We start from the raw sequence: 14,019 nt of genomic DNA on the forward strand, positions 1-14,019 counted from the left end.
ACCGGCCTACGCCCTACTGGGGTGGCGCGACCGGCGGCAGGCTTGCCGGAACGACGCGGGGTGGGTCCGGCCGGGCGGTCACCCACCGTACTTGCATAGAGATTCGTAGTTCCGTATAGTCATGCTCCTCACGAGGAGGCGGTATGGGGGCCAAGGCGGCACTGGCCGGGGCGAGTGGCTACGCGGGCGGAGAAATCCTGCGCCTGTTGCTCGCGCACCCGGAGATCGAGATCGGCACGCTCACGGCGGGATCCAACGCGGGCCGACGCCTGGGCGAGTTGCAACCACACCTGCTGCCGCTGGCCGACCGCGTGCTCGCCGAGACCACCGCCGAGAACCTCGCCGGGCACGACGTGGTCTTCCTGGCCCTGCCGCACGGACAGTCCGGCGCGCTGGCCGCGCAACTGGGCGCGGACGTGCTCGTGGTGGACTGCGGTGCGGACTACCGCCTGCGGGAGGCGACGGACTGGGAAGAATTCTACGGATCCTCCCATGCCGGGACATGGCCGTACGGACTGCCCGAGCTGCCGGGCGGCCGGGCCGCGCTGGCGAACACCAAACGCATCGCGGTGCCGGGCTGCTACCCGACCGTGTCGCTGCTGTGCACGGTGCCCGCGCTGGCCGCCGACCTGGTCGAACCCGACTGGGTCGTGGTGGCCGCCTCGGGCACCTCCGGAGCGGGCAAGGCGCCCAAGACGCACCTGCTCGGCAGCGAGGTGATGGGCTCCGCGAGCGCCTACGGCGTGGGCGGCGTGCACCGGCACACCCCGGAGATCATCCAGGGCCTGCGCGCGGTCACCGACGCGGACGTCACGGTGTCCTTCACCCCGACCCTGGTGCCGATGCCGCGCGGCATCCTGGCCACCTGCACCGCCCGGCTCAAGCCCGGCGTGAGCGCCGAGGCGGTGCGCGCGGCGTACCGCGCGGCCTACGCCGACGAGCCCTTCGTACACCTGCTGGCCGAGGGACAGTGGCCGGCGACCGCGATGGTCTACGGCGCGAACACCGCCGTGTTGCAGGTCACCGTCGACGAGCGGGCCGGCCGGCTGGTCGTGGTCGGCGCGATCGACAACCTCGCCAAGGGCACCGCCGGCGGCGCGATTCAAAGCACCAACATCGCCCTCGGACTGGCCGAGGACCTGGGACTGACCAAGACGGGGGTAGCGCCGTGAGCGTCACCGCAGCAAAGGGCTTCCGGGCCTCGGGCGTGGCCGCGGGCCTCAAGAGCACCGGCCTGCCGGACGTGGCCCTGGTCGTCAACGACGGCCCCTCGATCGCCGGCGCGGCCGTGTTCACCTCGAACCGGGTCAAGGCCGCACCGGTGGTGTGGTCGGAGCAGGTGGTCAAGGCCGGCCAGGTGCAGGCGGTGGTGCTCAACTCCGGCGGCGCCAACGCGTGCACCGGCACCGAGGGCTTTCGCAACACGCACGCCACCGCCGAACGGGTCGCCGAGCTGCTCGGGCTCAACGCGGGCGAGATCGTGGTGGCCTCCACCGGGCTGATCGGCCTGCAACTGCCGATGGACAAGCTGCTGCCGGGCGTGGCCAAGGCCGCCGCGGCGCTGAGCGCGGACGGCGGCGAGGACGCGGCGATCGCGATCAAGACCACCGACACCGTGCACAAGCAGTCCGTCGTCACCGACCCCGCGGGCTGGACGGTCGGCGGCATGGCCAAGGGCGCGGGCATGCTCGCGCCGGGCCTGGCCACGATGCTCGTGGTGCTCACCACCGACGCCGCGGTCGACGCCGAGGCGCTGGACGCGGTGCTCCGCGGCGCCACGCACACCACGTTCGACCGGATCGACTCCGACGGCTGCATGTCCACCAACGACACCGTGCTGCTGATGGCCTCCGGGGCCAGCGGCGTCGAGCCCGACCCGGCCGCGTTCGCCGAGGCGGTGCGCACGGTCGCCGGGGATCTGGCCCGGCAGCTCATCGGCGACGCCGAAGGCGCGAGCAAGGACATCCGGATCGACGTCGTGGACGCCGCGACCGAGGCGGACGCGCTGGAGGTGGCCCGTTCGATCGCCCGGAACAACCTGTTCAAGTGCGCCGTGCACGGTGAGGACGCCAACTGGGGCCGGGTGTTGGCCGCGATCGGCACCACCGCGGCGGCCTTCGACCCGGATGGGCTCGACGTCGCGTTCAACGGCGTATGGGTGTGCCGGGACGGCTTCGTGGGCGAGGACCGCGAGTTGGTCGACATGACCCCGCGCGAGACGCACATCGTGGCCAGGCTGAACGCGGGCGAGGCCGCGGTGACCGTGTGGACCAACGACCTCACGGCCGACTACGTCCACGAGAACTCGGCCTACTCGTCATGACCGGTACGGGCAGCCAGACGAGGGGGAGCGGGATGCGGACGGAATCGGCCGGCAAACAGGGGCGCAACAACGCGGCACTGACCAAGGCGCGCACGCTGATCGAGGCGCTGCCGTGGTTGGAGCGCTTCTACGGCAAGACCGTGGTGATCAAGTTCGGCGGCAACGCCATGATCGACGACGCCCTCAAGCGCGCCTTCGCGCAGGACCTGGTGTTCCTGCGCTTCGCCGGGCTGCGCCCGGTGATCGTGCACGGCGGCGGCCCGCAGATCAGCGCGCAGTTGGACCGACTCGGCATCGAGTCCTCGTTCGCGGGCGGCCTGCGGGTGACCACGCCCGAGGCGATGGACGTGGTGCGCATGGTGCTCGCGGGCCAGGTACAGCGCGAGATAGTCGGCCTGATCAACGACCACGGCCCGTTCGCGGTCGGCATGACCGGCGAGGACGCGCACACGATGACCGCCGAGAAGCGGCACGCGATCGTGGACGGCGAAGCGGTCGACATCGGCCTGGTCGGCGACATCGTCGAGGTCGACCCCGGCGCGATCAAGGCGCTGCTGCAGGACAACCGCATCCCGGTGATCTCCTCGATCGCCCGCGGCGCCGACGGGCACGTCTACAACGTCAACGCGGACACCGCGGCCTCCGCGCTGGCGGTCGCGCTGGGCGCGGAGAAACTGGTCGTGCTCACCGACGTCGAGGGCCTGTACGCGAACTGGCCCACCAGCGACGAGGTGATATCGCGCCTGGACGCCGACGAGTTGGCGACGCTGATGCCGACGTTGTCCAGCGGCATGCTCCCCAAGATGGAGGCATGCCTGCGGGCGGTGCGGGCCGGGGTGCCCGCCGCGCACGTCCTGGACGGGCGGGTCGCGCACTCGCTGTTGCTGGAAGTGTTCACCGACGAGGGGATCGGGACCATGGTGGTCCCGGCCCGGCAGGCCGGCGCCTTCGCCGGACAGGACGACCACCAGGCGGAGGGGACGGCATGACGACCACCGGGACCGGCGCACTGACGCGGCGGTGGAACGAGTCGCTGATGAACAACTACGGCACACCCCCGATCGAGCTGGTCAGCGGCTTTGGGGCGCGGGTCGTGGACAGCGAGGGCAACACCTACGTCGACTTCCTCGGCGGCATCGCGGTCAACTCGCTCGGCCACGCCCACCCGGCGATCGCCGCCGCGGTGAGCGAGCAGCTCGGCCGGCTGGGCCACGTGTCCAACCTCTACATCGCCGAGCCGCCGGTCGCGCTCGCCGAACGGCTGCTCGGCCTGTTCGGCCGCCCCGGCCGGGTCTACTTCGGCAACTCGGGCGCCGAGGCCAACGAGGCCGCGTTCAAGCTCGCCCGGCGCACCGGCCGGCCGCAGATCATCGCGGCCGAGGGCGGCTTCCACGGCCGCACCATGGGCGCGCTGGCGATGACCGGCCAGCCGGCCAAGCGCGAGCCGTTCGCCCCGCTGCCCGGCGGTGTCGACTTCGTGCCCTACGGCGACATCGAGGCGCTGCGCGCCGCGGTCGGTCCGCAGACGGCCGCGGTGATCCTGGAGCCCATCCAGGGCGAGAACGGCGTGGTCATGCCCGGTGAGGGCTACCTGGTCGCGGCCCGGGAGATCACCGCCGCGCACGGCGCGTTGCTGATCCTGGACGAGATCCAGACCGGCATAGCCCGCACCGGCGCCTGGTTCGCGCACCAGCCGCTGGGCATCGAGCCGGATGTGGTCACCCTGGCCAAGGGCCTGGGCGGCGGCCTGCCGATCGGCGCCTGTGTGGCGTTCGGCGCGGCGGCGGAGCTGTTTCGGCCCGGCCAACACGGCACCACGTTCGGCGGCAATCCGGTGTGCTGCGCCGCGGCGCTCGCGGTGCTGGACACCATCGAGGACCAGGACCTGTGCGGGCGTTCGGCGCGCCTGGGCGAGCAAGTTCGGGCGGGGATCGAAAAGATCGCCCATCCGCTGGTCGCCCGGGTCAGCGGAGCCGGCCTGTTGATCGGTATCGTGCTCACCGCACCGGTGGCGCCGGTCGTGCAAAAGGCGGCGCAGGACGCGGGCTTCCTCGTCAACGCCGCCGTGCCCACCCGGGTCAGGCTCGCCCCGCCGCTCGTCGTCGACGACGCGGACGTGGACGCGCTGCTCGGAGCCCTGCCCGCCATCCTGGACGCCGGCCTCGCCGCCGCACCCGCCGGAGGAACACCGTGACCGACATCCGACGACGACGAGTCCGACGCTAGGCGAGGTCGTCCCATGAGCAGCGAGCAGAGCAGTGAAGCGACCCCGGTCGAGGGCGTGTACGCGGTGCCCAGCACCCGGATCGCCCGACACCGGCGGATCGTCGACATCCTGACCCGGAACGGGGTCCGGTCGCAGAACCAACTCGCCCGACTGCTCGCCGAGGACGGCCTGGCCGTCACCCAGGCCACGCTCTCCCGGGACCTGGACGAGCTCGGCGCGGTCAAGATCCGCGACGGCGAGGGCTCGCTCATCTACGCCGTACCGGCGGAAGGCGGCGACCGCACCCCCCGCGCGCCGCTCGAGGAGTCCGCGGTCGAGGGACGGTTGTCCCGGCTGGCCGGCGAACTGCTGGTGTCGGCCGAGGCGTCGGGCAACCTCGTGGTGGTGCGCACCCCTCCCGGGGCGGCCCAGTTCCTGGCCTCGGCGATGGATCACGCCGAGTCCCGGCTGATCCTGGGCACCATCGCCGGCGACGACACCATCCTGATGGTCTCGCGCGACCCCGAGGGAGGCGCGGCGCTGGCCGCCCACCTGCTGGCGCTCGCCGAGAACAAGGCGTAGCCGGCCCAAACCCGGCCCACCCGTACCTGTGCACTCCCGTACTTCCGCACCCCGCTCGAGCGCTCGGCTCCGGCGAAACACCGCAGCACATCTGCCCGACCACTCATTCGAAGGAGCACGCTCGTGACCGAGCGCGTCGTACTCGCCTACTCCGGAGGTCTCGACACCTCCGTGTGTATCCAGTGGATTGCCGAGGAGACCGGCGCCGAGGTCATCGCGGTGGCCGTCGACGTCGGCCAGAACGGCGAGGATCTGGACATCATCCGCAAGCGGGCGCTGGCCTGTGGCGCGGTCGAGGCCGAGGTCGCGGACGCCCGCGACGAGTTCGCCGAGGGCTACTGCCTGCCGGCGATCCGGGCCAACGCCCTGTACATGGACCGCTACCCGCTGGTGTCCTCGCTCTCGCGCCCGGTGATCGTCAAGCACCTGGTCGCCGCCGCGCGCAAGCACGGCGCCGGCACGGTCGCGCACGGCTGCACCGGCAAGGGCAACGACCAGGTCCGGTTCGAGGTCGGCATCTCCTCGCTGGCGCCCGACCTCACGTGCATCGCCCCCGTCCGCGACTACGCGATGACCCGGGACAAGGCGATCGCCTTCGCCGAGGCGAAGAACCTGCCGATCGCCACCAGCAAGAAGTCGCCGTACTCGATCGACCAGAACGTCTTCGGGCGGGCCGTGGAGACCGGCTTCCTGGAGGACATCTGGAACGCGCCGATCGAGGACGTGTACGAGTACACCCAGAACCCGGCCACCCCGCGCGAGGCGGACGAGGTCGTGATCACCTTCGAGCACGGCGTGCCGGTCGCCATCGACGGTCGCGCGGTCGGCATGCTCCAGGCGATCGAGGAGCTGAACCGGCGGGCCGGCTTCCAGGGCATCGGCCGGATCGACATGGTCGAGGACCGGCTCGTGGGCATCAAGAGCCGCGAGGTCTACGAGGCGCCGGGCGCGATCGCGCTGATCACCGCGCACCAGGAGCTGGAGAACGTCACCGTCGAGCGCGAACTGGCCCGCTACAAGCGGACCGTCGAGCAGCGCTGGGCCGAGCTGGTCTACGACGGCCTGTGGTTCTCCCCGCTCAAGCGGGCCCTGGACGGCTTCATCGCCGAGGCCAACCGGCACGTGTCCGGCGACATCCGGATGACCCTGCACGGTGGGCGGGCCGTGGTCACCGGTCGGCGCAGCGACCAGTCGCTCTACGACTTCGACCTGGCCACCTACGACACCGGCGACACGTTCGACCAGTCGCAGGCCAAGGGCTTCATCGAACTGTTCGGCCTGTCCAGCAAGATCGCCGCACGACGGGACAACGATCACTCGTGACCAACAACCCCGATCGGGTGAGCCTGTGGGGTGGCCGTTTCTCCGGCGGCCCCTCCGAAGCCCTCGCCCTGCTCTCCGCCAGCGTGCACTTCGACTGGCGGCTCGCGCCGTACGACATCGCCGGCTCGCGCGCGCACGCCCGGGTGCTGCACGCGGCCGAGTTGCTCACCGACGACGAGCTGACCCGGATGCTCGCCGGCCTGGACACGCTGGAAGCCAAGGTCGAGTCCGGTGACCTGGTCGCCACCATCGCGGACGAGGACGTGCACACCGCGCTGGAGCGCGGCCTGCTCGAAATCCTGGGCCCGGACCTGGGCGGCAAGTTGCGCGCGGGCCGCTCGCGCAACGACCAGATCGCCACCCTGGGCCGGATGTACCTGCGTGAGCACGCCCGGATCCTGGGCCGGTTGCTGGCCGACCTCCAGGAGGCGCTGGTCGAACAGGCCGCCGCGCACCCGGACGCCGTCATGCCGGGCCGCACCCACCTCCAGCACGCCCAGCCGGTGTTGCTCGCGCACCACCTGCTCGCGCACGTGCAGGCGTTCGCTCGCGACGCCGACCGGCTGCGCGACTGGGACCGGCGCGCGGACGTGTCCGCGTACGGCTCGGGTGCGCTCGCGGGTTCCTCGCTCGGCCTCAGCCCCGAATCGGTGGCCCGCGACCTGGGTTTCTCCGCGTCCGCGGCGAACTCGATCGACGGCACCGCCTCGCGCGACTTCGCGGCCGAGTTCGCGTTCGTCACCGCGATGCTCGGGGTGAACCTGTCCCGGCTGGCCGAGGAGATCATCATCTGGAACACGAAGGAGTTCTCCTTCGTGACCCTGGACGACGCCTTCTCCACCGGGTCCTCGATCATGCCGCAGAAGAAGAACCCGGACATCGCCGAGCTCGCGCGCGGCAAGTCCGGGCGGCTGATCGGCAACCTGACCGGGCTGATGGCCACGCTCAAGGCGTTGCCGCTGGCCTACAACCGCGACCTCCAGGAGGACAAGGAGCCGGTCTTCGACTCGTGCGACACGCTCGAGGTCCTGCTCCCGGCGTTCACCGGGATGATCGCCACGCTGACCTTCCACCGGGAGCGGCTGGCGGAGTTGGCTCCGGCCGGGTTCTCGCTCGCCACCGACATCGCCGAGTGGCTGGTTCGTCAAGGCACGCCGTTCCGGGTCGCGCACGACGTGGCGGGCGCCTGTGTGAAGTACTGCGAGCCGCGTGGGCTCGAACTGTGGGACCTGACGGATGAGCAACTCGCGGAGATTTCGCCGGAGTTGACCCCGCAGGTGCGCTCGGTGCTGACCGTGGCCGGTTCGGTGGCCTCGCGGGACGGGCGCGGTGGCACCGCCCCGGTCCGGGTCGCCGAGCAACTCGCGGAGATTCGGCTGGACTTGGCCGCCCAGCGCAAGTGGGCCGGCGTGTAACACCACGGCGCCGCGTTCGAGCTGAGACGATGGGCCCGCATTCTCCGGGGGGAGGAAGCGGGCCCATCGGCATGTCGGGAATCGGCGGTCGTGCCCGGGGACGAATTGCAGTCGGTTTCGCGCCTGTTGCGCGGATGTGAGCGGAAGTCGAGGTTCCAGTCCCATATGTGAAATCGCTGTTACCAAACGCGATTGACCGTGTTCGCTCCGTGCGTCGCGTACTAGGGTCGGCCCTGATCGAGGGGAGGGATCGGCGTGCTCGATCACCTGCGCCGCATACGTTTCGAGGCTGCGAAGTCCGCTTCCATGCTCTCGGAGCTGCCGATCGGCGGGCTGCTGCGCAGCGTGCCGCAATCCGTGGGATTCGGCGTGCGCTCGTATGTGCGCTCGCTGCGGGCCGAACGCCGCCACTATCCGGACATGCCGACCGTGTTTCCCACGCCGGGGCTGGTCTACGCGGCCTTCCTGGACGAGGTCGTGGTCGCGCTGCTGGCGACCGGTCGGCTCTCGCCGGATCCCGACGACGCCCGGCGCATCCGCGAGGAAATTACCGACGCGGTGCACAAGTTCCGCGCCGAGACCTATCTGGACGACCCGACCCTGTTCCATCCCCGGCCGCCGGCGCTGATCGATCCGGTGGTGCGGGGCAGGCTCTACGGCACGATCGGGTACGAACAGCTTGCCTTCGACAGCGAATACGTGCCCTGGGCGGGCGTGCCGGGCGCCACCCGGTGGCAGGCGGCGGGCGCGAACCAGCGGGTGTGGGCGTATGTGCTGCGCCACCCCGGCAAGCCGCGGCCGTGGCTGGTGAACCTGCACGGCTTCGGCATGGGGCGTCCGGGCGACCTGACCGCGTTCCACTCGCTGCGGTTGCACCGCGAACTGGGCGTCAACGTGATCCACCCGGTGTTGCCGATGCACGGGCCGCGCAAGTCCGCGCGGGCCCAGGACACGCCGTTCATCTCGTTCGACTACCTCGGCAACGTGCACGGCCTGGGCCAGGCCGTGTGGGACGTGCGCCGCTGCCTGGACTGGATCCGCCGGCAGGGGGACACCCCGATCGCGGTACACGGCCTCTCGCTCGGCGCGTACGTCGCCGCCCTGGTCGCGGGCCTGGAGGAACTCGACTGCGTGATCGTCGGCGTCCCCTCGGTCGACATGGCGTGGGTGATGTCGCATCACGCGCCCGAGGACATCAGGCGCGAGGTGCGCGCGGCGGGCCTGCTCGGCGACGAGGCCGAGACGGTCCACCGGGTGGTCTCGCCGCTGGCGATCACCCCTCGGGTGCCGTTGGAGCGCCGCTTCGTCTACGCCGGCCTGGCCGATCGCATGGCCACCCCGCAGCAGGCGTATCGGCTCTGGAAGCACTGGGAGGAACCATCCGTCTGCTGGTACCGCGGCTCGCACCTGGGAGCCGTGTGGAACCGGGAGGCGCGCCGCTTCATCGAGGATGCCCTGACCTCGTCGGGCATCGGGAGGAGGAATACCTGGTGAAGCTCTCCGGTCTGGATTCGGCTTTTCTGGCCCTGGAGTCGCAGGAGTGGCCGGCGCACGTGGTCTGCCTGACCATCGTCGACGCCTCCGACACCGGGGGCCGGGTCGACCACGCGGCCTTCGAACGCACGTTGGCCGCGCGGCTGCCCCGGCTGCCGCTGCTGGGACGCAAACTGGTTCAGGGCCCGTGGGGGCTGGCCCGACCGCACTGGGTCGAGGACCCCGACTTCGAGCCGGCGAACCACCTGCGCCGGGCCACCCTGGAGGCCCCGGGCGGCCGGCGTGAACTCACCGCCATGGCCGAGGAGATCTACCGACACCGGCTGCCGCGGGATCGACCGTTGTGGGAGTGGTGGATCATCGAGGGCCTGGAGCACGGGCGGGTGGCGCATCTGTGGAAGGTGCATCACGCGTGCATCGACGGCCGTTCCGGCGCGGCCATGCAGGAGATCTTCTTCGACGCGGATCCGCACGCGCCGGTCGACGTGGACCCGGTTCCGGTGGGCACGCCGATCGAGGTGATCGAACCGCCGCAGGGTTGGCAGGCGGTGCGCGAGGGCGCGCTCTCGCTGGCCGGCACCCCGGTCCGGGTGGGTCGGCAACTCGGGCGGCTGGGGCAGGGTGTCGTGCAGGCCGCGCTGACCGGGCGGCTGGCACAGGCGTTGCCGCTGAACGTGCCCAGGACCCGGTACAACGAGCCGATCGGCAAACGGCGTTCGTACGGGTTCTGCACCGTGTCGTTGCCCGACGTCAAGCTGGTCAAGAACGTCTTCGGGGTCAAGGTCAACGATGTCGTGCTCGCGATCGTGGCCGGAGCGCTACGCGAACAGCTCGACGGGCTGGGCGAGTTGCCCGAGCGGGAGCTGATCGCCACGGTGCCCGTGGACGCCACGCACGGTGGCGAACGGGCGGGCGGCAACCTGATCACCGGCATGCTCGTGGGGTTGGCCACCGATGTCGCGGAGCCCGCCGAGCGGCTGCTGTGCATCCACGAGAACTCCGACGCGGCCAAGGCCGTACAGAGCGCGATGGGCAGCGAGTTGCTCACCGGCCTGGCCGAGACCCCGCCGCCGGCCCTGCTGGGCCTGCTGGGCGGTCTGTACCGGGACGCGCGACTGGCGTCCGTGCTGCCCGCGTTGTGCAACGTCACCGTGTCGAACGTGCCCGGTCCGCGCACGCCCCTGTATGCCCACGGGCAGAAGGTGGAGGCATTTCATTCGATGGGAATCATCGCCGACGGCTTCGGATTGTTCATCGGTGGCATGAGTTACCACGACCGGATCGACATCGGCGTGCTCGCGGACAAGGAGGCGCTGCCGGACCCGTTCGCGCTGGCCGACAGCATCGTCGAGCAGCTCAACCTGCTGCTGAAGGCGGCCGACGAGATCGCGCCGGCACGGCACGCGCACGATCTCCCGGTCGAGCCCGAGCCCGAGCCCGAGCCCGAGACCGAAGCCGAAGGCGAAGTCGAGCCGGCCGTGGTCAAGGTGCTCCCGCCGCGGCGCGGCCGGGTGGCCGGGGCGTCGGATGCGGGCTCGCCCACACGGGCCGGCAAGGGCGCGAGCATGAGCGCCGCGGCCAAGCCGGTCCAAGGCGCCGGCGCGCGCCGCGGGCAGCCGAGATCGCGTGCCGCCGGCGTCGAGGCGGGTCGCGCGTGAGCAGAACGGCACTGGTCACCGGGGCCAACTCGGGCCTGGGGCTGGCCACCGTGCTCGCGTTCGCCGCGGCGGGCGTGCGCACGGTGGGCACGGTGCGCACGGCGGCGAAGGCGGAGGCGGTCGCCGAGGCGGCGGCCGCGGCCGGCGTCGAGGTGCGCACCGTGCTTTTGGACATCACCGACGCGGCGGGCGGCAAGGACGTGATCGAGGAGGTGCGCCCCGACATCCTGGTGAACAACGCGGGCGGCACCTCCTTCGCGCCGGTGCTGGACGTGTCCGAGGAGGACGCCCGACACCAGATGGAGACCGCGCTGTTCGGCCCGATGCGGCTGGCCCGACTGGCCATTCCGCACATGCGCGGGCGCGGCTGGGGCCGGGTGATCCAGATCTCCTCGCTCGCCGGACAGATCAACTACCCGCTGCTGGGCTGGTATCAGGCCGGGAAGCACGCGATGGAGGCGGTCTCCGACGCGCTGCGGGTGGAGGTGGCGGGCGCCGGGGTCGACGTCGTGGTGGTCTCGCCCGGCGGCTTCCGCAGCGGTGTCACCGACGAGATGGCCGAGGCCGTCGAGCGGCACCGCGGCGGGGCGTTCGCGACCGCCTTCCAGCGGATGGACCTGGGCTTTTCGATCATGAAGCCGCTGTGGAGCGAGCCGGAGACGGTGGCCGCCACGATCGTCGAGGCGGCCACCGTCAAGTCGCCCAGATCGCGATACGTGGTGGGCGCCGACGCGCACCTGACCCTGCTGGTGCACCGGGTCACCGAGCCGTTCTCGACCGTGCGGGCGCTCAAGGAGGGCGTCGTGCGTCGGGTCACCGGCCTGTAGCGGATCGACCGAGCGACCCGCCGATCACTCGATCGAGGGCAGTTGGCCGAAGCGGTTGCCTGAACGGCGGATTGCGCGTAGGTGAGGGCCGGGTAGAAGACCGGGAAAAGCCGTGTGGAACAGTGACGAATGCAGTGTTCGAGCGAGTGCTCAAGCGAGCGTTCGAAAGGGGACAACCCTCCCCCTTTGCGAAGGCACTGTGACAGGACGCTGCGGCACACACATCCGCACGGTGATCAGGGCGATCAGGGGAGCAATCCGATGGGGCAGAACGTAGGCATCGGCACGGCGGACGTATCCGACGCCGAGCAGATCCTCAAGCTTCAGTACCTCTGTTACCAGGGCGAAGCAGCCCTGTACAACGACTACGGCATCGAGCCGCTGACGCAGAGCCTGGAGAGCCTGCGCACCGAGTTCGACACGCACACCATCCTGGTGGCACGCCTGGGCGACGAGGTCGTCGGCTCGGTGCGCGGCACCGTCGAGGACGGCGTGGCCCGGATCGGCAAACTGGTCGTGCACCCCCGGCTGCAGCGGCACATGCTCGGGACCCGCCTGCTGCGCGCGATCGAGGAGAAGCTCGCCGACGCGGCCGAGTACGAGTTGTTCACCGGTCACCGCAGCGAGAACAACCTGCGCCTGTACGAGCGCCTCGGCTACGTCTCCGGCCGGATCGAGAAGATCAGCCCCCGGCTGAGCCTGGTCTACCTGCGCAAGACGGCCGTGCTCGCGGCCTGATCGACCCGCGCCGCGCGAAGCGACGCGCGGCGGCCCCGAAGCCCCGGTGACCTTGGAATCCATGGCCGCCGGGGCTTCGCCGGTTCCGGTCGCAGGCAGCCCGGCGGGATGACATTTCCATTGCCGGGTGGGTGTCTGCTTTAATCGGATCATGTTCACGACGGCTCACACATCCGACACCGCGGCTGACGCCATGGGTTGTCGTCGCATGTGCCGTTCGTGTCGGACCTGTCGAATGTGTGGCTGTTGAGGATTTGAGGGCCTGATCCCTCACCCGGGCCGAGCGCTTCGCGCCCCCGGTGTCATCCCCGCCACGCCCCCCTGTGTGACGAAATCGCGCGGCCCCTGATCGGGCCCGATTCGGCACGCGCATCCACCCGAGGACTTCACGGTGATCCGTACCACTGCCCTGAGCAAGGTCTATCGCAGCCGAGAACGGCAGGTGACCGCGCTCGACCACGTCGACCTGCAGGTGCGGGAAGGCGAGATCTTCGGCGTGCTCGGCCGCAGCGGCGCCGGCAAGAGCACCCTGATCCGCTGCCTGAACCTGCTTGAGCGCCCCACGTCGGGCGTGGTCGAGGTGGGCGGGCGCGACCTGACCGCGCTGTCCGCGAGCGCGCTGCGCGCCGAACGGCGCGGCATCGGGATGATCTTCCAGCACTTCAACCTGCTCTCCAGTCGTACCGTCGCCGGGAACGTCGCGGTGCCGCTGGAGATCGCCGGCATCCCGCGCCGGGACCGGGCCCGCCGGGTCGGCGAACTGCTCGATCTGGTCGGGCTGGCCGAGCACGCCAAGGCGTACCCCGCGCAACTGTCCGGCGGGCAGAAGCAGCGGGTGGGCATCGCCCGTGCGCTGGCCGCCGAGCCGCGGGTGTTGTTGTCCGACGAGGCCACCTCGGCGCTCGACCCGGAGACCACCCGCTCGATCCTGGCGCTGCTGCGCGACCTGCGCGACCGGCTCGGCCTGACCATCCTGCTGATCACCCACGAGATGGACGTGGTCAAGAACATCTGCGACTCGGCGGCCCTGATGGAGGGCGGCCGGATCATCGAGTCCGGGACGGTGGCTGAACTGCTGGGCCGTTCCGACTCGCGGCTGGCCCGGGAGATGTTCCCGCTGGGCCCGCCCGGCGTGCCGGCGGGCCGCACCGTGGTGGACATCACCTTCCGCGGCGAGGAGACGGCGCAGCCGTTCATCTCCACCCTCGCGCGCACCTACAACGTGGACGTCAACGTGCTGGGCGCGGCCGTGGAGAGCGTCGGTGGCCGGCAGATCGGCCGGATGCGGATCTCGCTGGACGGCACGTTCGAGAACAACGTGGTGCCGATCGGCTACCTGCGCGAGCAGGGCCTGCAGGTCGACGTGCTCGACGAGGGCCCGGCCACCCCCATCGAGTCGGACGCCGACGTCGCCGCCGCCGACGGCGTGGCGCTCGCGGGCAAGGAGATCTGA

The 14,019-nt window shown here is 71.0% G+C and carries 12 protein-coding genes; all 12 read left to right on the top strand.

The genetic code is table 11. From position 1 onward, the window contains the following. Positions 1 to 143: 143 nt before the first annotated feature. The 12 genes from argC (at position 144) to ACFXMF_RS01900 (ending at position 14,019) form a co-directional block, all read left to right on the top strand. Entirely contained in the window at positions 144 to 1,172 is a 1,029-nt protein-coding gene (gene argC, locus ACFXMF_RS01845) for an N-acetyl-gamma-glutamyl-phosphate reductase (RefSeq protein WP_379989037.1), read from the top strand. After that, positions 1,169 to 2,323 (top strand): bifunctional glutamate N-acetyltransferase/amino-acid acetyltransferase ArgJ, encoded by a 1,155-nt coding sequence (argJ, locus tag ACFXMF_RS01850; RefSeq protein WP_379989035.1) that lies wholly within the window; start codon positions 1,169 to 1,171, stop codon positions 2,321 to 2,323. The genes argC and argJ overlap by 4 nt, the downstream gene beginning before the upstream one ends. Before the next feature lie 32 nt (positions 2,324 to 2,355). After that, a complete protein-coding gene (argB, locus tag ACFXMF_RS01855) occupies positions 2,356 to 3,312 on the top strand; it encodes an acetylglutamate kinase (RefSeq protein WP_379989034.1) in 957 nt (318 codons plus the stop codon). Then, positions 3,309 to 4,517, top strand: a complete 1,209-nt coding sequence (locus ACFXMF_RS01860) for an acetylornithine transaminase (RefSeq protein WP_379989033.1) — start codon at positions 3,309 to 3,311, stop codon at positions 4,515 to 4,517. The genes argB and ACFXMF_RS01860 overlap by 4 nt, the downstream gene beginning before the upstream one ends. Positions 4,518 to 4,562: 45 nt before the next feature. Then, positions 4,563 to 5,111, top strand: a complete 549-nt coding sequence (locus ACFXMF_RS01865; RefSeq protein WP_360306279.1) for an arginine repressor — start codon at positions 4,563 to 4,565, stop codon at positions 5,109 to 5,111. A gap of 123 nt (positions 5,112 to 5,234) precedes the next feature. Further along, entirely contained in the window at positions 5,235 to 6,434 is a 1,200-nt protein-coding gene (locus ACFXMF_RS01870) for an argininosuccinate synthase (protein ID WP_360306277.1), read from the top strand. Then, on the top strand, positions 6,431 to 7,849 hold the full coding sequence (gene argH, locus ACFXMF_RS01875) for an argininosuccinate lyase (RefSeq protein WP_360306275.1): 1,419 nt from the start codon (positions 6,431 to 6,433) through the stop codon (positions 7,847 to 7,849). Before ACFXMF_RS01870 ends, argH begins: the two co-directional genes overlap by 4 nt. 255 nt (positions 7,850 to 8,104) lie before the next feature. Further along, positions 8,105 to 9,343: a hypothetical protein gene (locus ACFXMF_RS01880; protein WP_360306273.1), complete on the top strand. Its 1,239-nt coding sequence runs from the start codon at positions 8,105 to 8,107 to the stop codon at positions 9,341 to 9,343. Then, positions 9,340 to 11,001 carry a wax ester/triacylglycerol synthase family O-acyltransferase gene (locus ACFXMF_RS01885; RefSeq protein ID WP_379989031.1) on the top strand — a complete coding sequence of 554 codons (1,662 nt, stop codon included), beginning with the start codon at positions 9,340 to 9,342 and terminating at the stop codon, positions 10,999 to 11,001. Before ACFXMF_RS01880 ends, ACFXMF_RS01885 begins: the two co-directional genes overlap by 4 nt. Further along, positions 10,998 to 11,828, top strand: coding sequence for an SDR family NAD(P)-dependent oxidoreductase (locus tag ACFXMF_RS01890; protein ID WP_360306269.1), 831 nt, complete (start codon positions 10,998 to 11,000; stop codon positions 11,826 to 11,828). Before ACFXMF_RS01885 ends, ACFXMF_RS01890 begins: the two co-directional genes overlap by 4 nt. 261 nt (positions 11,829 to 12,089) lie before the next feature. Then, entirely contained in the window at positions 12,090 to 12,566 is a 477-nt protein-coding gene (locus ACFXMF_RS01895) for a GNAT family N-acetyltransferase (protein ID WP_360306267.1), read from the top strand. 391 nt (positions 12,567 to 12,957) lie between these two features. Next, positions 12,958 to 14,019 carry an ATP-binding cassette domain-containing protein gene (locus ACFXMF_RS01900; RefSeq protein WP_360306265.1) on the top strand — a complete coding sequence of 354 codons (1,062 nt, stop codon included), beginning with the start codon at positions 12,958 to 12,960 and terminating at the stop codon, positions 14,017 to 14,019.

Source organism: Embleya sp. NPDC059213 (assembly GCF_042754445.1).
Lineage (GTDB): Bacteria > Actinomycetota > Actinomycetes > Streptomycetales > Streptomycetaceae > Embleya.